The 19540-nt window shown below is 69.4% G+C and carries 14 protein-coding genes; 10 read left to right on the top strand and 4 right to left on the bottom strand.

What is annotated here, in order from left to right; translation table 11 throughout:
• Nucleotides 1–42: 42 nt before the first annotated feature.
• The 7 genes from ACFOWZ_RS41075 to ACFOWZ_RS41045 all read left to right on the top strand — a co-directional run bounded on the left by ACFOWZ_RS41075 (nucleotide 43) and on the right by ACFOWZ_RS41045 (nucleotide 6247).
• Nucleotides 43–1308, top strand: coding sequence for an ABC transporter substrate-binding protein (locus tag ACFOWZ_RS41075; protein WP_382379394.1), 1266 nt, complete (start codon nucleotides 43–45; stop codon nucleotides 1306–1308).
• 4 nt (nucleotides 1309–1312) lie between these two features.
• Nucleotides 1313–2254 carry a carbohydrate ABC transporter permease gene (locus ACFOWZ_RS41070; protein ID WP_382379393.1) on the top strand — a complete coding sequence of 314 codons (942 nt, stop codon included), beginning with the start codon at nucleotides 1313–1315 and terminating at the stop codon, nucleotides 2252–2254.
• Nucleotides 2254–3081, top strand: coding sequence for a carbohydrate ABC transporter permease (locus tag ACFOWZ_RS41065; protein WP_382379392.1), 828 nt, complete (start codon nucleotides 2254–2256; stop codon nucleotides 3079–3081). The genes ACFOWZ_RS41070 and ACFOWZ_RS41065 overlap by 1 nt, the downstream gene beginning before the upstream one ends.
• A gap of 1 nt (nucleotide 3082) precedes the next feature.
• Nucleotides 3083–4258 carry a mandelate racemase/muconate lactonizing enzyme family protein gene (locus tag ACFOWZ_RS41060; RefSeq protein ID WP_382379391.1) on the top strand — a complete coding sequence of 392 codons (1176 nt, stop codon included), beginning with the start codon at nucleotides 3083–3085 and terminating at the stop codon, nucleotides 4256–4258.
• 10 nt (nucleotides 4259–4268) lie between these two features.
• Nucleotides 4269–4616: an L-rhamnose mutarotase gene (locus ACFOWZ_RS41055; protein WP_382379390.1), complete on the top strand. Its 348-nt coding sequence runs from the start codon at nucleotides 4269–4271 to the stop codon at nucleotides 4614–4616.
• Nucleotides 4617–4809: 193 nt separating this feature from the next.
• Nucleotides 4810–5775, top strand: coding sequence for a hypothetical protein (locus tag ACFOWZ_RS41050; RefSeq protein WP_382379389.1), 966 nt, complete (start codon nucleotides 4810–4812; stop codon nucleotides 5773–5775).
• Nucleotides 5776–5836: 61 nt separating this feature from the next.
• Nucleotides 5837–6247 carry a Calx-beta domain-containing protein gene (locus tag ACFOWZ_RS41045; RefSeq protein WP_382379388.1) on the top strand — a complete coding sequence of 137 codons (411 nt, stop codon included), beginning with the start codon at nucleotides 5837–5839 and terminating at the stop codon, nucleotides 6245–6247.
• Here ACFOWZ_RS41045 and ACFOWZ_RS41040 read toward each other — a convergent pair.
• The 3 genes from ACFOWZ_RS41040 to ACFOWZ_RS41030 all read right to left on the bottom strand — a co-directional run bounded on the left by ACFOWZ_RS41040 (nucleotide 6225) and on the right by ACFOWZ_RS41030 (nucleotide 12841).
• Nucleotides 6225–9008, bottom strand: coding sequence for an AfsR/SARP family transcriptional regulator (locus ACFOWZ_RS41040; RefSeq protein ID WP_382379387.1), 2784 nt, complete (start codon nucleotides 9006–9008; stop codon nucleotides 6225–6227). The two genes, ACFOWZ_RS41045 and ACFOWZ_RS41040, sit on opposite strands and share 23 nt — an antisense overlap.
• 57 nt (nucleotides 9009–9065) lie before the next feature.
• Nucleotides 9066–12176 carry a glycosyl hydrolase family 95 catalytic domain-containing protein gene (locus ACFOWZ_RS41035; protein ID WP_382379386.1) on the bottom strand — a complete coding sequence of 1037 codons (3111 nt, stop codon included), beginning with the start codon at nucleotides 12174–12176 and terminating at the stop codon, nucleotides 9066–9068.
• A gap of 131 nt (nucleotides 12177–12307) precedes the next feature.
• The gene (locus ACFOWZ_RS41030) at nucleotides 12308–12841 is read right to left on the bottom strand and encodes a hypothetical protein (RefSeq protein WP_382379385.1); all 534 of its coding nucleotides are present in this window, start codon (nucleotides 12839–12841) and stop codon (nucleotides 12308–12310) included.
• 125 nt (nucleotides 12842–12966) lie between these two features.
• Between ACFOWZ_RS41030 and ACFOWZ_RS41025 the strand changes: the two genes are divergently transcribed.
• From ACFOWZ_RS41025 to ACFOWZ_RS41015, 3 genes are all read left to right on the top strand, one after another.
• Nucleotides 12967–13980 carry a LacI family DNA-binding transcriptional regulator gene (locus ACFOWZ_RS41025; protein ID WP_382379384.1) on the top strand — a complete coding sequence of 338 codons (1014 nt, stop codon included), beginning with the start codon at nucleotides 12967–12969 and terminating at the stop codon, nucleotides 13978–13980.
• A gap of 253 nt (nucleotides 13981–14233) precedes the next feature.
• Nucleotides 14234–15994, top strand: coding sequence for an RICIN domain-containing protein (locus ACFOWZ_RS41020; protein ID WP_382379383.1), 1761 nt, complete (start codon nucleotides 14234–14236; stop codon nucleotides 15992–15994).
• 215 nt (nucleotides 15995–16209) lie between these two features.
• Complete coding sequence (locus tag ACFOWZ_RS41015) at nucleotides 16210–18747, top strand: glycoside hydrolase family 9 protein (protein WP_382379468.1); 2538 nt, start codon at nucleotides 16210–16212, stop codon at nucleotides 18745–18747.
• Nucleotides 18748–18789: 42 nt separating this feature from the next.
• On the opposite strand, the gene ACFOWZ_RS41010 is transcribed toward ACFOWZ_RS41015, so the two are convergent.
• Nucleotides 18790–19413, bottom strand: a complete 624-nt coding sequence (locus tag ACFOWZ_RS41010) for a tetratricopeptide repeat protein (RefSeq protein WP_382379382.1) — start codon at nucleotides 19411–19413, stop codon at nucleotides 18790–18792.
• Nucleotides 19414–19540: the final 127 nt, after the last annotated feature.

Below are 19540 nucleotides of genomic sequence, written 5' to 3'. Positions count from 1 at the left end.
GACCAGTTGTCGTCCGGCCACCGAATCGAGAAGTGAGCCTCAATGAAGCAGCGCACACTTTGGACCACGGCCCTGGTGGTGGGCCTGACGCTGACGGCCGGCTGCGGGAGCGCCGCCGGACCCGGTTCGTCCTCCGGCGGTTCGAGCGACAAGCTGGTGGTCTGGGACTGGAAGTCCGGTGACCCGAAGGCGGCGGGCTACGTCGAGAAGGCCAAGGCGGACTTCGCGAAGAAGCACCCCGACGTGAACGTGGAGTTCGTGGCCCAGCCCTTCGACCAGTACTACACCCTGCTCGGCGCGGCCATCCAGGCCGGCAAGGGGCCCGACGTCATCCTCTTCAACGGCGGCGGGCAGATCCGCGACCGCTCCGACGCGCTCGCCCCGCTGGACTCCTACGTCGCCGACGACAAGCAGCGGCTGGCCGGCTGGGACGCGTTCACCAAGGCGGGCAAGGTCTACGCCGAGCCGGTGACCCTGCAGGGCCACCCGATCTACTACAACAAGGACCTGTACCAGAAGGCCGGCATCGACGCTCCCGCGAAGACCTGGGACGACTTCGTCAAGAACTGCGGCGTCGTCACCGCGAAGACCGGCGCCAAGTGCTTCGCGCTGGGCAACAAGGAGGGCGTCGGCATCCAGTTCTTCCTGTCCGCCATGGGATCCGCCGTCCTGACGCCGCAGGAGTACGACGACTGGATCGCGGGCAAGCGCAACTGGTCCTCACCGGACGTCAAGCGCATCTTCGAGCTGTGGAAGCAGACCGCCGACGCCGGGCTCAACACCGACGGCGCCAACTCCACCGCGATGTTCAACGACGCGTTCGCCGCGTTCAACTCCGCCAAGGCGGCGAACGTCATCGGCCTGATGTCGGACGTCGGGCACTGGAAGGACTTCGCCGAGTTCCTGACCCCGGAGAAGCTCGGTGTCATGCAGGCGCCCCTGGTCAACCCCGCGGCGAAGCCGAGCCTGCCCTACGACGGCGGCATCGGCTACGCGGTCGCGAAGTGGACGAAGGATCCGAAGCTCGCCGCGGACCTGGTGCGGTCGCTGACCTCGACCGAGGCGCTCAAGGCGTTCTACGTGGACGGTGGCGCGATCGCCTCCGACACCACGATCGACACCTCCGCGGGCGGTCCCGCCGTCAAGACCATCGTCTCGGAGGTCAAGTCCGGCAAGCCCGCCTTGCACGTCGCCCTGTCGTCCAAGACGATCGACCTCATGGGACGGCTCTCCCAGCAGTTGCTCAGCGGCTCCACCACGGTGGACGAGGTGCTGCAGCAGCTGGCGGCGTCGGACAAGACGGGCTGACGTCGTGGCGGCACCTTCTCTGTCTCCGGCGGGCTCGGTCGTGTCCGAGCCCGCCGGGGCGCGGCGGCGCACCCGCGCGGGATCGCGGGCCGAACGCCTGGCACCGCTGGTCCTGGTGGCACCGGCCGTCCTGATCATCGTCGTGCTGCGGTTGTGGCCCCTGGTGCTCGGGGTGAACTTCTCCTTCACCGGCGACGGCGACCGCAACGGGATGATGGTCGGCTTCGACAACTACCTCACCCTGTTCAGCGATCCGTTGTTCCGCACGGCGTTGCGCAACGTCGGTGTGCTCGTGCTGCTGTTGCCGATCGCGGTGGCGATTCCGGGTCTGCTCGCGACGTTCATCTACCTGCGGGTGCCGGGACATCGGCTCTACCGCGGTGTCTACTTCTTCCCCGCCGTGCTCTCGCCGGTGATCGTCGGCGCGATCTTCAACCTGCTGCTGGCGTTCGACGGTCCGCTCAACCGGCTGCTCGGCGGTCTCGGCCTCGGACCGGTGGACTGGCTCGGCGATCCCGGCGTGGCGGTCTTCACCGTCGTCGGGGTGCACGTCTGGGCGACGTTCGGCATGGCGCTGGTGGTCTTCCTCGCCGGGTTCGCCACGCTCGACTCGTCCCTGCTGGACGCGGCCGAAGTGGACGGTGCGTCGTTCGCGCAGACAATCTGGCACGTGATCGTCCCGAGCCTGTCGCGCACCATCCAGTTCGTCTTCGTCACCACCATGATCGGCATGCTGACCTCGATGTTCGGCCTGCTGTACGTGATGACCAGCGGCGGGCCGGAGGGGTCGACCTACCTGCCCGAGTACTACATCTGGATCCAGCAGGGGCAGATGAACCAGCCCGCGCTGGCCTCCGCCGCCTCGACCGCACTGTTCCTGATCATGCTCGTCGTGGGACTGGCCCAGATCGGCATCCTGCGACGCGCCGCCGGCAAGGAGGACTGATGTCCGGCACCCGGTTGACCAAGTGGGTCGTCGCCGTCCCGATGGCCGCGCTCGCGCTGGCCACCGTGTACCCCCTGGTGTTCACCACCAACGTGGCGATGAAGACCCGTCGCGACTACACCCTCGACAGGTTCTCCCTGGCGGACTCGCTGCGGTGGGACAACGTCGTCAAGGCGTGGACGAGCGTGGGGATGTCGAAGTACTTCCTCAACTCGGTGATCGTCGTGGCGTGCTCGGTGGCACTGCTGCTGTTGCTCGGCTCGATGGCGGGCTTCGCGTTGGGGCGCCTGCGTTTCCGCGGTTCGTCCACGCTGTTCCTGGGCATCCTCGCGGCGCTGTTCGTGCCGTTCCAGGTGATCATGGTGCCGCTCGCGCGGATCATGGCCGACAGCGGGCTGATCGACACGTATCCGGGGCTCGTCCTCGCTTACGTGGCGCAGTTCCTGCCGTTCACGATCTTCCTGCTGACCAGCTACTACTCGACCGTGCCCGCGGAGATCGTCGACGCGGCCCGCATCGACGGCAACACCGTCTACGGGGTCTACTGGCGGATCATGCTGCCGATCGGCGCGCCCGCGCTGCTGTCGGTCGGCGTGCTCAACGCCCTGTTCTGCTGGAACGACGTGCTCATCTCGTTGTTGATGATGCCGTCCGCCGAGCACCGCACCCTGATGGTCGGAGTCACCTCGTTGCGCGGGCAGTACTCCGACGACATCCCCACGTTCGCGTCCGGCGTGCTGATCGCCGCGATCCCCGTGCTGGTCGTCTACCTGTTCCTGCAACGACAGATCGCCGACGGTGTCACCGCCGGGTCCACGAAGGGCTGACATGCGCATCACTGGTCTGCGGACCCTCACCACGATCCACGACTGGGGCCGGCCGGTGGGGGACGCCAACGGCGTCTACGCCGACGGCCTCGTCCGGGTTCCGATCGTCGTCGTCGAGACGGACGCGGGCATCTGCGGCGTGGGCCTCGGGCCGCACGTCGAGATCGAGAGCGTCTTCTCCGCCATCGAGGGCGAGGACCCCAGGTCCGTCACCGCCCTCTACGACCGCATGCAGCGCCGGATGTTCAAGGCGGGTCACGCGGGCGCGGTGTTCGGCACCATCGGCGCGCTCGACACCGCGCTGTGGGACATCAAGGCGCAGGCGGCGGGAGAACCGTTGTGGCGCCTGCTCGGCGGCCGGGACCGCCGGGTGCCGGCCTACGCCTCGGCGCTGGACATCGCGCTGGACGACGACGAGTTCGTCTCGGTGTACCAGGAGTACGCCGACCGCGGGCTGCGGGCGGCGAAGATCAAGGGCGGTCTGGACGTCGAGCACGACACGTACCGCCTCGGTCTGGTCCGCGACGTCCTCGCGAAGGCCGGCCGCGGCACGAGGCCGAGCCTGATGCTCGACGTCAACGAGACCTGGACGCGCAAGCAGGCGGTCCGGTACGTCAGCGAGATCGAACGCACCCACGACCTGACGTGGATCGAGGAACCGGTCCGGCGCTGGGACGCGGAAGGGCACGCGGTGGTCGGCCGCGGCATCCGCGCCTCGGTCGCCACCGGCGAGAACCTCACCGGGCTCGAACAACACCGGTCGCTCATCGCCGCGGGGGCCGTCGACGTCGTGCAGACGGCCGCGGTCTGGGGCATCACCCACTTCCTTCGGGTCGCCACCCTCGCCCACGCCCACGACCTGCCCGTGAGCCCCATCGGCACCACGCCGCTCGGGTTGCTGCACGCCGCCACGTCCGTGCCCAACCACCTGGTGAGCGAACTGCAGGACCTGCGGCCGCCGCTCGGCGTCTCCGCGGACGTGCACGTCGAGGGCGGGGCGTACGTGCTCGGCGACACCCCGGGCCTGGGTCTGCGCGTCGACGAGGAAGCCGTCGCGGCGGCGAAGCACCTGCTCCCCCACCCGCTCTCCGGCGGCTCCCACATCCGGCCCGACCGCGCCGGACACCGCCTCCACGCCGTCGAAACGGACGCCGCCGACGCCCCTGTCACCGCCTGAGGAGACCACAATGGACAGTCCACAACGCTTCGGCATGGTGATCCGCCTCCGCGACGAACACCGCGAGGAGTACCTGCGGCTGCACTCGGCCGTGTGGCCCGGCGTCGAACGAGCGATGCTCGACGTCGGCATCCGCAACTTCACGATCTTCCTGCACGGTGACCTGCTCTTCGGCTACTACGAGTTCCACGGCGACGACCACGACGCCGCTCAGGCGAGCATCGCCGCCGACCCGGAGACCCAGCGGTGGTGGTCGCTGACCGACCCGTGCCAGGAGTCCCTGGCCGAGCCGGGATCCGGCCACTGGTGGGCGCCGATGCAGGAGGTCTGGCACCTGGAGCCGCCCACCACTCCCTGACCGGGCTCCGGCAAGCCGTCGGCCGTCGGCTATGAACGGCGCATTTGTCCACGTGAGGTCGACAAATGCGCCGTTCATGCCAGGGACTGGGCCCTCGCCGTGCAGGTCGGACTGCAACAACAGCACAACAACCGCGCTACAACACCCCGCAGGTACTCCTTCGGTGAGCAAACCCCAACCGAGGGAGGACATGGTGAAAACCAAGCTGGCGGCGGTACTGCTCGGAGTGCTGGCGGTCGTGGGGCTCGTCGTCGTTCCGACGGCGAGCGCCACGCCGTACTACCGCGACGTCTACATGCGGGACAACTTCGGCGACGTGGGCAACGAGCCCAGCACCGGCAGCATCTACACCAGCCCCGACATCAAGGTGTGCTGGACGCCGGTGCCGTGCGCGGTGTCGCAGAACCCCAGAGCCGGGCTGACCAACTACGTGTTCGTGACGTTGCGCCGCAAGCCCGGCGGCATCGGCAACGTCGACGGCAACCTCGTGCTGTACCGCAGCAACCTCGGCGGCGGTACGGCGTGGCCCGGCGGCTGGACCTACATCGGCAACGCCGGCGCCAGCGTGCCGGTGGGCGGCAGCACGGTCATGATCACCTGGCCGGGCTGGAACGTGCCGGGTCCCGCGCACTTCTGCCTGCTCGCGAGGTGGGTGTCCCCCAACGTCGACCCGATGACGTTCGCCGAGGTCGCCAACACGCAGCTCAACGCCCAGCGGAACAACAACATCGCGTGGCGCAACGTCAACTCGGTGCGTGTGTTTCCGCTGCGGCCGTACTGGGTGTCGTACACGATCGGCAACCCCAACCCGTTCGACGGCAGGCAGAGCCTGATCCTCGAGCAGCCCGAGCGGCAGTTCGCGGGCAGGGTGACGATCGATCTCGGCCAGGAGCTCGCGGCCAGGTGGCGGGCCGCCGGGCAGAAGGGCACCGGGCTGAAGCAGGTGGGTGAGACGCAGTTCCAGATCGTCGAGCCCAAGTTCGCCCGTCTCGACGGGCTGGCGCTGAAGGGTGAGGAGCGCATCGAGATCGGTCTGACGTTCGAGACCGACGTCGAGGCGGAGCCCGCGGTGCTGCAGGTGCGCCAGGTCGACGAGCGGGAGGGCGACCTCGGTGGCGCGGAGTACCGGATCAACGACAAGGAGAACGACAAGGAGTGAGTATCAGCCTCGGCAGGTCCGTCTCCGTTGAGCGGAGACGGACCTGCCGAAGGGGTGCTCAATGAAGACGCTCATGGTTCTGTTGCTGCTGTTGCTGGGAATCGTTCCGGCACAAGGACTACCGGACTGCGACCAGCCCGACTGCCCGATCGTCGTGGACGCGCAGGACGGCCCGGTGCACGAGAGAGCGGACGACTACTCCGCTGTGGTGAAACTGCGCAACGGGGCGGCGAAGCAGAACGTCGAGGTGTCGTACAAGTTCGTCGATGGCACGGCCAAGCTGGGTGAGGACTACAAGGCCGTACCGAGCGGAAGGGTCGTGATCAAGGCAGGCCAGGCCGACGCCCGGATTCCGTACACCGTGTTGCGCGTCGACGGCCAGCAGAAGCAGTTCTTCCTGCAGATCACCGCGGTGAAGCCGGGCGAGATCGGCAAGGCCGTGGCCGTGTTCACGATCGGCGGCAAGAGGTGAACAGCGCGAGGGCCTGAGCCCAGTGCCTCGCGGCCTCGGTCCACCGCCCGCACCGGCCCTCCAGGTCGGCGACCGTGCGGTGGACCGAGGCCTCCTCGAACTCGTCCGGTGCCTGGGCCCGTGCGGCCAGGGCGGCCACGAGGTGGTCGCGGGCGGCGGCGAGGTCCCCCAGCGCCAGCTCGGTCTCGCCGAGGTGATGCAGGGCCGACGCCTCGCGGTGGCGGTCGCCGAGCGCACGGCACACCTCAAGAGAGGCGATCAGGTGTTCCCGTGCCACGGCCGGGTCGCCGAGCGCGAGCTGCGTGACACCGAGGTGGGCCAGCGCGTCGGCCTCGAAGCGGTGATCCGTGACCTCGCGGCTGATCCGCAACGCGTCACCGAAGTAGCGCAGCGCCGGTGCGCGGTCGGCGAGCTGGTGGAACGCGTTGCCCAGCGACATGAGGGTCGCCGCCTCCAGCCGGGAGTTCCCCTTGGCGCGGAAGGTTTCCAGCGCCGCGAACAACGGTTCGACCGCCAGCTCCGGACGGCCCATCCGAACGTAGGTGTAGCCGAGGTTGCGCCTCGCCAGCGCCACTCCCACCTCGTCGCCCGCGGCGCCGTGCACCCGTGTCGCCGCCTGGTACGACTCCAGCGCCAGCCCGAACTCGCGCAGCTCCGAGTGCGCGTTGCCGATGTTGTTGTGCAGCCGCGCTTCGCCGCGCAGGTCGCCGGCCTCCCGCACCAGTGCGAGCGCTTGTCGTTGCACCACCATGGCTTCGGCGATGCGTGAGGTCATCTGCAACGCGATCCCGAGTCCGCGCAACATCTCCGCCTCGGCGCGCGGGTCGGCGAGCGCGCGGGCCGCGGTGACGGCGTGCTCGCACTGCTCGACGCGAGCGGCCCAGTTGCCGCGCGCCTCGAAGTAGCTCGTCAGCAGGTACGCCAGCTGCCACGTCTCCCTGTGCAACCCGCGGCGAGCGGCGAGCCGGATCACGTGCAGCATGTTGTCGCGCTCGGCGTCGAGGCAGGCGAGCACCTCGACGCGGTCCGCGGCGAACGGGAGGTCGTCGCACGGCGCACGGGTCACGAGGTCGTGCCGCGGGTTGAGCACCTGGTTGGCCGCGTGGGCGATCGTGAGGTACCGGTCGAGCAGCCGCTCCACGCCGTCGGCGAGGTCGCCGCTCTGCCGGGCGAACAGGCGGACCAGGTCGTGCAACGCGTACCGGCCGTTGCCCACCTCGCTGACGAGGTGGGTCGCGACGAGCTCGTCGAGGCCGGGTCCCAGCGCGTCGGCGAGGTCGGCGGGGAAGCTCGCGCCGGGATGCTCGCCGAGCACGCGGAACAACCGCGCCGCCGGTTCGCTCAACGTGCGGTGCGCGCTGGCGAACACGGTGCGCACCGTGCGGTCGTCGCCGTCGACCGTCAGCACGTCCAACGGGTCGTTGCGGGTCAGCTCCCGCACCAGGTCCGCGATCCGCCTGCCGGGCCGGACCGCGAGACGAGCGGCGGCGATGCGCAACGCGAGCGGGAGTCGTCCACAGTGGACGACCAGCTCAGCGGTCGCCGCCGACTCCGCGTGCACCCTGGGCTCACCGAGGATCCCGGACAGCAGGGAGTGCGCCTCCGGCTCGCTCAGCAGGCCGAGCCGCACGGTGTGCACGGCGTGGCGCGTGCCGAGCGCGGAGAGCGTGTCCCGGCTCGTGATCAGCAGCAGGTTCCCCTGGTCGCCCGGCACGAGCGGCAGCACGTCACGCGCGCGGCGCACGTCGTCCAGCACGATGAGCACGCGCTTGCCGTGCAACAACGTCCGGTACAGCGCGGCCGGATCGGCGGGCACCCGGTCGGCGGACACGCCGAGGCCGTGCAGCATCTCGGTCAGCGCCTGGGCGGGCGTGAGCCGTTGCAGGTCCAGGAACACCTGCCCGTCGGGGAAGCGGTCGGCGACGCGGTGCGCCCACTCGACCGCGAACGTGGTCTTGCCGACCCCCGCGACGCCGGAGACCACGACGATCGGCGGCAGGCAGGCCAACTCGGCGAACTCGGCGGAACGGCCGGTGAAGTGACCGGCGCGGGCGGGCAGCTGGGCCGGTTTCGCGCTGTGCAGCGCGGGGTCGCGGCGCAGGATCGCGGTGTGCAACGCGGTGAGCTCGGGGCCGGGGTCGGTGCCGAGCTCGTCGGCGAGCCGGGATCTCAGCTTCCGGAACGCCTCGAGCGCGTCGGCGTGCCTGCCGTCGAGGTGCAACGCCCGCATCAGCAGGCCGACGAGCCGCTCCCTGGTCGGATGGCTCGCCACCAGCCGTTCGAGCTCCGCAATCGCGTCCTGGTGGTCGAGCCGGTCCGCCCAGTGGACCTCCAGCGCGGTGATCCGCTGTTCCCGCAACCGGTCGATCTCCGCCCGGCCCCAGCCGAACAGCTCGGTGCCCGCCGCCGGCTCACCCCGCCACAGGCCGAGGTCCCTGGTCCGTTCGAACAGCTCGGCGTCGACGGTCGCGTCCAGCTGGTAGCCGCCGGGTTTGGTGACGAGTGCGCCGGGCAGGCCGCAGTCGGCGAGTGCCTGCCGCACGCGGGCGACGTAGCTGTGCAACGACCGCACGGCCGTGCGGGGCGGATCCTCGCCCCACAACACGTCCACGAGACCCTCGACGGCGACCGTCGTCCCCGCGCGCAGTGCGAGAACCGCGATGATGCCGTGTTGCCGCGCACCGCTCAGTGCGGCCCGCCCGTGCGGGCCGCACACCTCGACCGGCCCGAGAATCCGGACCTCACCACGTGGTCCCCCCACGTGGTGAACGGTAGCTCCCGGACCGGTCCTGGCGGCAGTGCTGATTCGCTTATGGCATCACATGGTCCACCTCTGCGCCCCGGAACCGTTGCAGCTCCGCAGCTGCACCCACGTCTCCGTTACGTCGAGGCACTTCCCGCCGATACCGGTGATGGAACCGTTGGCCTGCAACGACCACTTCTGGTTCGGACTACCCGAACAGGGCCACACGATCACACTGGTCCCGTCCGCCGACGAGCCACCCGACGCGTCCAGGCACAGACCTCCGTTGCCGGTGATGGAACCGTTGGCCCCGTTGAGGGTCCACCGTTGCGCGGTACCGCGGTCGCAGTCGGCGATCCTGACCTGGGAACCGGACGTGGCCGCGGCGTCGAGGCATCGCCGTGTCTGCGGGTTGACCAGCGCCGTCGACCACTTCTGCGCGGCCGAGGCGTTGCAGGTCCCCAGCCTCACCTCGGTACCGACGTCGAGACACTTGCCACCGATACCGGTGATGGAACCGTTGGGCTGCAACGACCACTTCTGGTTCGGACTACCCGAACAGGGCCACACGATCACACTGGTCCCATCCGCCGACGAACCGCCCGAGGCGTCCAGGCACTTGCCGTCCTTGCCGACCAACGCGTTCGTCGCCTCGGCGTAACGCCAGTCCTGCGACGCGGCGCTCGTGCAGTCGGACACCACCACGTGGGTGCCGTTGGCACTGTTGCCGTTGACCGGGTCGAGGCAGCGGCCCGCGTTGCGAACCGGGTTGGCCGGCGGTGTGCCGGTGGCCCGGTAGGAACGGCCCGCCACGGCGGTGAAGGTGACGCGGTCGCCGTTGCGGGTGCCGCTCACCGCCTGTCCCGTGGAGGTGTCGACGAGCGTGTAGGCGCCGGTGAAGATCGCGTTGCGCAGGGTCAGGCTGCCGGAGAACGCCGGGGTCGCGGTGAAGTCCACGCCGCCCGCGCTGGTCCAGGACGCGTCCACGGTGACGTTGCCGCGGGCCTTGAGGCCGGTCACCGAGCCCGAGGTCCACGCACCCGGCTTGGCGGGCAGGACGTGGACGTCACCGTTCTGGCTCTGCAGCAGCATCTCGGTGACGCCGGCGGTCGCGCCGAAGTTGCCGTCGATCTGGAACGGCGGGTGGGTGTCGAAGAGGTTGGCCAGCGTGGAGTTCTTGAGTTGTTCGGAGAGCATCTTGTGCGAGTGGTCGCCGTCGAGCAGCCGCGCCCAGAAGTTGATCTTCCACGCCTTGCTCCACCCGGTTCCGCCGTCGCCGCGCGCGGTCAGCGACACCTTGGCCGCGTCACCGAACGCCGAGCCCGCCGTGATCTGCCGGCCGGGGTGCAGTGCGTAGAGGTGCGAGACGTGCCGGTGGTCGTCGGTCCTGCTGTCCAGATCCGCTTTCCACTCCTGCAGCTGCCCCCACGAGCCGACCCGCAGGCCGGGGTCGAGCTTGTCCAGCGCGGCCTGCACCTGAGCGCGGAACGTGGTGTCCACGCCGAGAGCGGAGGAAGCGGCGATGGTGTCGTTGAACAGACCCCACACGATCTGCTGCGCCATCGAGTCGCCCGCGGTGAAGTCGCCGTGCTCCGGCGAGTACGACGGCGTGGCGACGAGCTTGCCGTCACGCGGGTCGGTGCGCAGGTTCGCCAGCCAGAACTCGCTGGCGCCCTTGAGCAGCGGGTAGACCCTGTTGAGCAGCGCGGGGTCCTGGCCGAACCGGTAGAGGTCGTAGAGCTGGGAGGCGAGCCAGCCGTTCGCCTCGGGGAACCAGAACGCGGTCGCCCAGTCGTGCACGCCCGTGAAGCCGAACGGGTTGGTCTCGTTCTGCACCACCCATCCGCCGGTGCCGAAGACGTTCGCGGCGCTCGCCTGACCCGGTGCCTTCAGCTGTTCTACGAATCTGACGTACGGTTCCGCGGTCTCGGCGAGGTTCGCCTGCGCGGCGTGCCAGTAGTTCATCTGGACGTTGATGTTGGTGTGGTAGTCCGACGCCCACGGCGGCGAGGTCGACTGGTTCCACACGCCCTGCAGGTTGGCGGGCAGCGAACCCGGCCGGGACGACGCGATGAGCAGGTAGCGGCCGTACTGGTAGAACAACGCCTCCAGCGCGCGGTCGTCCGCCGAGGTGCCACCGGTGTACGCGGCGCGCAGGTCGTCGGTGGGCAAGTCCCGCATCACCTGGCCGATGTTGAGCTTCACCCGGTCGAACAACGCCTTGTGGTCGGCGACGTGCTCCGCGCGCAGCGTTGTGTACGGCTTGGCCGCGGCCGCGTCGACTGCGGCCGTGACCGCGTTCCGGGGGTCGGCGCCGCGGTAGGACGGGTAGGTGTCGGCGTAGTTCGTGCCGGCACCGATGACGAAGGTCGCGCTGTTCGCGCCCGACACCGTCACCGTGCTGCCGCTGCTGGTGACAGTTCCGCCTTCGGTGAGCACGCGGATCTGCGCCTCGAAGATCATGCCGTTGTCGGCGAGCGTGCCGCGCACGGTCAGTCGGCCGTTCGACGCGGACGCGGTGAAGTCGTTGCGCGGCGAGCTGTACCGCAGGGTGAACGACACCTTGCCGGACTGGTTCGCGCCGAGCCGTCCGACCATCACCTTGCTCGGATAGCTCGCGAAGTACTCGCGGTTGTAGGCGACTCCGCCGTCGGTGTAGCTGACCTTGGCGGTGGCGTCGCCGATGTTGAGCTCACGCCGGTAGCCGGTGGAGGAGCCGGACTGACCGGCCAGGTCCAGGTGCAGGTCGCCGAACGTCTGGTAGGCGCCGAACCCGGACTTGCGCTGGCCGAGCTTGCCCGCCACCCAGTTCGGATCCGCCCTGCCGTCGCGGTTGATCACGTCGACGACCTCCTGCAGCGCTCCCGGCCGCGGCGAGGTCCAGTTGCCGAAGTTGTACCCCGGTGAGCCGGGGCCGCCGGTCCACAGCGACTTCTCGTTGAACTGCAACCGTTCCGAGGACGTGCCGCCGAAGACCATCGCCCCGAGCGCGCCGTTGCCGATCGGCAGGGCACGGCTCTCCCAGTCGTTCGCCGGTTCGTCGTACCAGAGGGTGTTGCCGTCCGCCGCGGCCTGCGCCGAGGCGGTGGGGACGGCCGAGGGCCGCAACGCGACCCCCGTCGACGCGACCACCGTCAGCGCGGCGGCCACGGCCAGCAGCCTGGTACCCGACCTGAGCCTGCCCATATCGCTCCCTTGCGATAGATCGGAGGACTCGCCGTGATCGACGTTCGATCCCTGCGAATGCCGAGCATGATGCGGGAGCGATGGCCACTTGCACAAGAATTGATCCGATGAATGTCGAACGTGTTCGACGCTCAGCGATCCAGCCAGCCGGTCGCCGCGATGACCTCACTCGCGATCACGGCCACGGGACGCCCATCGGTCGCGATGCGGACGACGTCTCTCGGTGCGGCTTCTGCCAGATGAACGGCCATGGTGGCGCTGCGCTGGAGGTGCGCGTCGAGCTGGCCGCCGATCTCCCGCGCGGTCAGGCGGTTCCGGGCCGTGACGTCGTCGGCGGTGAGCAGCACCGGAATGATCCGAGGGGTGCCGCCCATCGCTCTGGCGATCAGGTCGGGTTCCAGGATCGAGACGGTGTTGGTGTAGATGAGCCGCCGGTACCCGAGCGCGGCGTAGTTGCCCCACAGCGCGGCGAGGTTGGCCTCCGTCATCTTCGTGCGGGCGGGGTCGTCCGGCGGCGCGGGAAATGCCTGGTCGAGGTTGTCGCCCTCGACCAGACAGTGGGAGACGCCGGCGGCCTGCAACTGCGCAGAGACCTCCCAGCCGACCGTGGTCTTGCCGACGCCGGAACGTCCCCCGATGAGCAGTGCTTCGGTGTGATCAGGCACGAGGCCCACTTCTACCGCGCCGACCGGCGTTCGACACGTGGTCGAACCGATTCGACCGTCGTGGCGCGTGCCTTAGGATGCCGGGAAGTCGAACCGGTTCATTCGACGCGGCCAGGGAGACGAGCATGAACATCGGAGAGATCGCCAAGCGCGCCGGGGTGTCCCGCAGCACCGTGTCGTACGCGTTGAGCGGCAAGCGACCGGTGTCCGCGGCGACCGTGCGGCGGATCAACGACGTCATCGCCGAGCTCGGCTACCGCCCCAACGCCAGCGCCCGCGCACTCGCCGAGGGCCGCACCCGCACGATCGGCCTGGTCATCCCACCCGCGAGCGCCCGCCTGACCGACGTCCAGCTCAGCTTCGTGGCGAGCGTCGTCGAGGCCGCCGCCGCCCACGACCTCGACGTGCTGCTGTCCCCGAGCGGCGGCGACCACGACAGGTCGTTCGAACGAATCGTCACCGGCCGCCGAGTCGACGGCGTGATCCTCATGGAGATCCTGCTGCACGACCCGAGGGTCGAGCGCCTGACCAGCACCGGCCTGCCGTTCGTGACGATCGGCCACGTCGAGGACCCGCGCGCGTCCTGGTGGGTCGACGTCGACTACGGCGGCCTGATCAGCCGCTGCGTGCGGCACCTCGCCGACCTGGGCCACACCGACGTCGTGCTGATCAACCGCTCGGACGAACTCGTCGCCTCGGGCTACGGTCCCGCGGTGCGCGCCACGAAGGCGTTCCTGGAGACGGCGGAGGAACGCGGCCTGCGCGCCCACGACGTGTGCTGCGCCGACGACCCGGCCGCCGGCCTCGCGTGCTTCGAGCAGATCCGGGTCGAGCTGCCGGAGGTGACGGCGGCGGTGACGATCAACGAGGCCGCGCTGCCCGGTGTGCAGCGCGCGTTGCACCGGGCCGGGCTCGACGTGCCGGGCGACTTCTCTTTGACCGGGGTGATCGCGGACCGGCTGGCGGAGGACTTCCACCCACCGTTGACCGCGGCGGACGTGCCGGCTGGGCAGATGGCGCAGCTGGCCGTGGATCTGTTGCTGGAGCAGATCGGTGATCCGTCGGCGACGCCCAGGCATGCGTTGTTGGCGCCGTCGGTGACGCTGCGGTCGAGCACGGGGGCGCGTCGCGGGCGGTGACACCGCCCGCGCCACCGGCGCCAGCCCCAGCGCCCGTCACCACCTCTGAAGCCCCACCCAACCCCGCGCCGGCCGCGCCACCCACCCCTGACGATCGCCCGGCGAACCGGTTCGACTCCACAGACCCTTGCCCCAACCTGCCCCTTGCGCGTACTTTCACTTCTCGATCGAACCGGTTCGAGTCTCCGTTCCCCTGACCAGTCACGGAGTCCTCATGGTTCACCGACGAACCAGCACAACCCTGGCGGCAGTCTTGGCATCAGCGTTCGCCTTCATCCCACCGGCCCAGGCCGCGAACGAGTCCATCAGCGTCGACTTCTCCGTCACCACTGGCACACCCACCTACCGCGCCTCCGGCTGGATCTACGGCATGACGGAGAACGGCACGGGGCCCGCCGACCACTTCTTCAAAGACGTCAAGTTCCGCTACATGCGGGCGGGTGGCGCCCAGCTCGACAGTCCTGGTGGCTGGGTGTCCGGCAAGTACGACCGCCGCTGGAACTCGACCAGGGCCCAGTTGGCCCGCACCCGCCAGCTGGGCGGTGAGTTCATCCTGCTGGTGCACGACCTCTGGGGCGCCGACGGGTATCCGATCTCCCGCTTCCCCGGCGACAACGGCAACTGGACCGACTACGACAACTTCCTCACCCGTGTGATCGACGACGTGCGGGCGACGGGTGCCACCGTGCAGTGGGACCTGTGGAACGAGCCCAACATCACGGCGTTCTGGAACCGTCCGCAGTCCCAGTACTTCGAGCTGTGGCGGCGCACCTACCAACGCGTCCGCGCGGCCTTCCCCGCACAGCCGATCGTCGGGCCGAGCCACGCGGGTGTGCCGTCGACCGACGGGTGGTGGACGCAGTACCTGGACTTCATCAAGTCCAGCAACACCGTTCCCGACATCATCAGCTGGCACTCGCTGCCGAGCGACCCGGTGACGAACGTGGCGGTGGCCAACCAGACGCTCGACGCGCGCGGCATTCCGCATCCGCGGCCCTACCAGATCAACGAGTACGGCGCCGGCAACGAGCAGAACCCCGGTGACGGCTCGTGGTACATCGCGCGGCTGGAGCGCTCCGGTGCCGACGGGCTGCGGGCGAACTGGGCCAGTTCCGGGAACCTGCACAACGACCTCGGCAACCTGCTCGTGCGCAACGGAACCGGGCAGCACCAGCCGAAGGGCGAGTGGTGGGTCTACCGGTTCTACGGCTCGCAGACCGGGCAGATCGTCTCCTCGACGCCCAGCCAGTCCTACGACCCGTTCGCCACCAAGGCGGGCGGCGTGGCGAAGGTGCTGGTCGGCGGTGGTGGCACGACCGGCAACGTCGCGGTCGGGCTGCAACGCCTCGACACCACGTCCGGCATCGTGCAGAACAACCAGGTGCGGGTGATCGTCCAGCGCATCCCGTACAACAACGGCGGTGCCGTCCAAGGTCCGGTGACCATTCAGGACTCCGTGATGCCTTTGTCCGGCAACGGAATCACGGTCAACGTGCCGCACGACACGCTCGAAGAGGCGTTCACCATCACGGTGCTGCCACCGTCGAGCACCGGCTTCCAGTCCGTCGCCGCGGCCCAGCACTCCCAGCAGTGCCTGGACAACACGAACCTGAGCACGGCCGACGGCAACCAGCAGCAGCAGTTCCCGTGCGAGGGCGGCGACCAGCAGCTGTGGAACTTCACGCCGGTGCAGGGTGTCGCGGGCACCTACACCGTCGTGAACCAGCAGTCCGGCAAGTGCCTGGACACATCGTCCACAGCGGACGGTGCGCCGGTCGTGCAGCAGACCTGCTCCCCCGGCTCGACGAGCCAGCAGTTCGCGCTGCGCAAGGTCACCTACAACGGCAACGATCCGCACGACTACCAGCTCGTCGCGCGCAACAGCGGGAAGTGCGTCGACGTCAACGGGATCTCCACCGCCGCGGGCGCCCGGATCATCCAGTGGACCTGCAAGGCCGCGAACCAGAGCAGTGAGCTGAACCAGACCTGGCGGCTGTGGGGGTCGAGCTCCTGACCTTCTCCCCTCGTGAAGTTCGGCTGAGCCGCACGGAGCAACGTCACCGGTCCGAGCGGCCTTGAGAGGTAGCGACCGAACGGCGCTTGTCGGCGCCGTTCGCGTCACCCTACGGTCATGTGGGAGCGCTCCCAGAAGCCCCGTCGACGAGGACGGAGAACCTCACAGACATGAGATCGCACCCACCACGTCTACTCACCGCGGCTGCACTCGCGGTGTTGACTGCGACCTCACTCCAGTTCGCGGGCACCGCCGCGGCAGCGGAGTACGAGCGCGTGCTGAACGGAAAGTTCGACAGCGGTTCCGCCGATCCCTGGTGGAGCAGCGCCGGTGTGACCAACCGCGTGACCGGTGGCGAGCTGTGCGCGGCCGTCACCGGAGGAACCACCAACCCGTGGGACGCCCTGATCGGCCAGAACGGGGTCCCGTTCGAGAGCGGGCAGTCCTACACCTTCTCGTTCGACGCCTACGCGACCACCGCGCAGACCGTCGCCGCCGCGGCGGGTGAGAGCGTGAGCCCGTACCGCGGGATCGCCAAGCAGGACTTCGCGCTCACCACGACCAAGCAGCACTACACGTTCACCTTCACGTCCGCTCTGGACTTCCCGGACGCGGGCAACGGCCAGGTCGCCTTCCAGCTGGGCGGTCAGACGTTCGACAACACGATCTGCGTGGACAACGTCTCGATGGTCGGCGGCGTGAAGCCACCCGGTGGCGTCAACCCCAACCCCACCAAGAAGGTCCAGGTCGACCTGGTCGCGTACGTGCCGGGCCTGCCCAAGCGCGCGACTCTCGTCTCCACCGCTACCGCGCCGCAGCAGTGGACCCTCAAGAACTCCGCGGGCGCGACGGTGGCCACCGGCCAGACCGCGCCCAAGGGAGCGGACGCCACCTCCGGCGACTCGGTGCACCTGATCGACTTCTCGTCGTTCGACACGCCGGGCACCGGGTACACGCTGTCCGTCGGCGCGGACAGCAGCTTCCCGTTCGACATCTCGGCGGACCCGATCAAGAAGCTGCGCTACGACTCGCTGGCGTTCTTCTACCACCAGCGCAGCGGCACGCCGATCGACGCGCAGTACGTCGGGAGCGAGTACGCGCGCCCGGCCGGTCACGTCAACGTCGCACCGAACCAGGGCGACAACAACGTGCCGTGCCGCGCGGAGATCTCGTGCGGGTACACGCTCGACGTGCGCGGCGGCTGGTACGACGCGGGCGACCACGGCAAGTACGTGGTGAACGGCGGCATCGCGGCCTGGCAGCTGCTCAACTCCTACGAGCGGGCGGTCCGGCTCGGCGACGCGTCGGCGTTCCGCGACGGCACGCTGGCCATCCCGGAGAAGTCAAACGGCGTGCCCGACCTGCTCGACGAGGCGCGCTGGGAGGTCGACTTCCTGCTGAAGATGCAGGCACCGGACGGCATGGCGCACCACAAGATGCACGACGCGGCCTGGACGGCGCTGCCCACCCGGCCCGAACTGGACGACCAGCCGCGCAGGCTGTCCGCGACCAGCACCGCGGCGACGCTGAACCTGGCCGCCGTCGCCGCCCAGGCGTCCCGGCTCTGGCGCGACATCGACGCGACGTACTCGGCGAAGCTGCTCGCGGCGGCGCGCAAGGCGTACACCGCGGCCAAGGCCAACCCGGCCAAGCTCGCCGACCCCAACGACAACGTCGGCGGCGGCGCGTACGACGACAAGACAGTGACCGACGAGTTCTACTGGGCCGCCGCAGAGCTGTACACCACCACCGGCGACAGCTCCTACCGGGCCGACGTGACCTCGTCGCCGCACTACAAGGCCGCCGGTCTCACCAGGGCGGGCTTCTACTGGGGCGGCACGGCGCCACTGGGTGACATCACGCTCGCCGTGGCACCCAACGGCCTTCCCGCGGCCGACGTCACCGCGATCAAGTCGGTGTTCGCCTCCGTGGCCGACCAGCACCTCACGGCCATGGGGCAGATGGGCTACGCCACGCCGTACGACAACAGCACCGACGGCTACGTCTGGGGCTCGAACTCGGCGGTGCTGAACAACGCACAGGTCCTCGCGCTGGCACACGACTTCACCGGTGCCGCGAAGTACCGCGACGGCGTGTTCGAGGCGCTGCACTACCTCCTCGGCCGCAACCCGCTGAGCACCTCGTACGTGGCGGGCTACGGCGACCAGGCGGTCCGGAACGTGCACCACCGGTTCTGGGCGAAGCAGAACGACGCGACGCTGCCGATCGCGCCGCCCGGATCTCTTTCTGGCGGCCCGAACAGCGCGCTGCAGGACCCGGTCGTCCAGCGGCTGCTCGTCGGCTGCCCGCAGCAGAAGTGCTGGGTGGACGACATCGGCGCCTACTCGGTGAACGAGGTGGCGGTCAACTGGAACTCCGCGCTGGCCTGGGTGACCGGCTGGGCGGCGGAGAAGTCCGGCAAGCCCACCACGCCGCCGCCGTCGGACTGCGAGGTCAAGTACGACGCCAACAAGTGGCAGGGCGGCCTGTCCGCGCACGTGGCGCTGAAGAACACCGGCACCACCGCGTGGACGTCGTGGAAACTCGCGTTCTCCTTCCCCGGCACGCAGAAGGTCACCTCCGGGTGGTCGGCGAACTGGAACCAGACCGGCCGTGACGTGACCGCGACGAACATGTCGTGGAACGGCCAGGTCGACCCCGGCAAGTCCGTCTACATCGGATTCAACGCCTCCGGCGGTGGAGACGACCCGAAGACCTTCACCATCAACGGCAAGACCTGCAAGACCGGCTGACCGGACACCGCCGGGGACGGCTCACCCGCCGTCCCCGGCGGTTCACCGCGACAGTCTTTCCCGCACCACAACGGCTTCCGGCATGCGCAGGGCGTCGAAGATCGGCAACGCGGCGGTCCAGAGCCGGCGTGCCTCGACGAGTTCGCCCGTGCGTTCCCGCGCGACCGCCATCGCGTCCAGCGACAGGGCCTCCTGCTCGCGGTCCTCCATCTCCCGGGCGTGGGCCAGCGCCTGTTCGTGACACACGAGAGCTTCGGCAAGCCGCCCGGACGCGCACGCCGCGCGGCCACGCCCGTTGAGCGCGGCGCACTCGAGCTTGCGGTCACCGAGCTTCACGGCGAGCGTCTCCGCCTGCTGGTGCAGGACGGCCGCCTCCTGATACCGCCCCGTGTGCTCGTGGGCGTCACCGAGGTTGATGAGCACCTCCGCCTCGCCGACGGGATCACCGATCTCGCGGAACATCGTGATCGCGTAGGTCCGGACCGTCCGTTCGGCGTCGGGCGGCGCCACCGGTCCCCACAGCTCCGACACGAACAACGCCACGCTCACCGGCCGTCCCGCGTACGCCGCGAGCATCGCCCGCAGCCGCGGCCCACCGGGATCCAGCAGACTTCCGCCCACCTCGACCTCGAGCGGCCCCAGCACGCGGAGGTCGACGTCAGGCATCCGCTGCCCCGCCATCCAGCCCCTGTTCCACCACAACGCGAGAGAGCACCCACCCGGCGCGGGGATACCTCGTCAGCCCGAACCAGCGAGCCTACCGATCCCGCTGGTACCGCATTTGGCGGGGAAA

Origin of the sequence: Lentzea rhizosphaerae, assembly GCF_042649515.1 — a bacterium.
GTDB classification, from domain to species: Bacteria; Actinomycetota; Actinomycetes; order Mycobacteriales; family Pseudonocardiaceae; genus Lentzea; species Lentzea aerocolonigenes.
This window is presented reverse-complemented; position numbering and strand designations above follow the sequence as displayed.

What these genes read in the sequence shown, in the direction of transcription:
- ACFOWZ_RS41075 (WP_382379394.1), top strand. Translation starts at nt 43, where the DNA reads ATGAAGCAGCGCACACTTTGGACCACGGCCCTGGTGGTGGGCCTGACG.
- ACFOWZ_RS41060 (WP_382379391.1), top strand. Translation starts at nt 3,083, where the DNA reads ATGCGCATCACTGGTCTGCGGACCCTCACCACGATCCACGACTGGGGC.
- ACFOWZ_RS41010 (WP_382379382.1), bottom strand. Translation starts at nt 19,413, where the DNA reads ATGCCTGACGTCGACCTCCGCGTGCTGGGGCCGCTCGAGGTCGAGGTG.
- ACFOWZ_RS41065 (WP_382379392.1), top strand. Translation starts at nt 2,254, where the DNA reads ATGTCCGGCACCCGGTTGACCAAGTGGGTCGTCGCCGTCCCGATGGCC.
- ACFOWZ_RS41045 (WP_382379388.1), top strand. Translation starts at nt 5,837, where the DNA reads ATGAAGACGCTCATGGTTCTGTTGCTGCTGTTGCTGGGAATCGTTCCG.
- ACFOWZ_RS41055 (WP_382379390.1), top strand. Translation starts at nt 4,269, where the DNA reads ATGGACAGTCCACAACGCTTCGGCATGGTGATCCGCCTCCGCGACGAA.
- ACFOWZ_RS41035 (WP_382379386.1), bottom strand. Translation starts at nt 12,176, where the DNA reads ATGGGCAGGCTCAGGTCGGGTACCAGGCTGCTGGCCGTGGCCGCCGCG.
- ACFOWZ_RS41025 (WP_382379384.1), top strand. Translation starts at nt 12,967, where the DNA reads ATGAACATCGGAGAGATCGCCAAGCGCGCCGGGGTGTCCCGCAGCACC.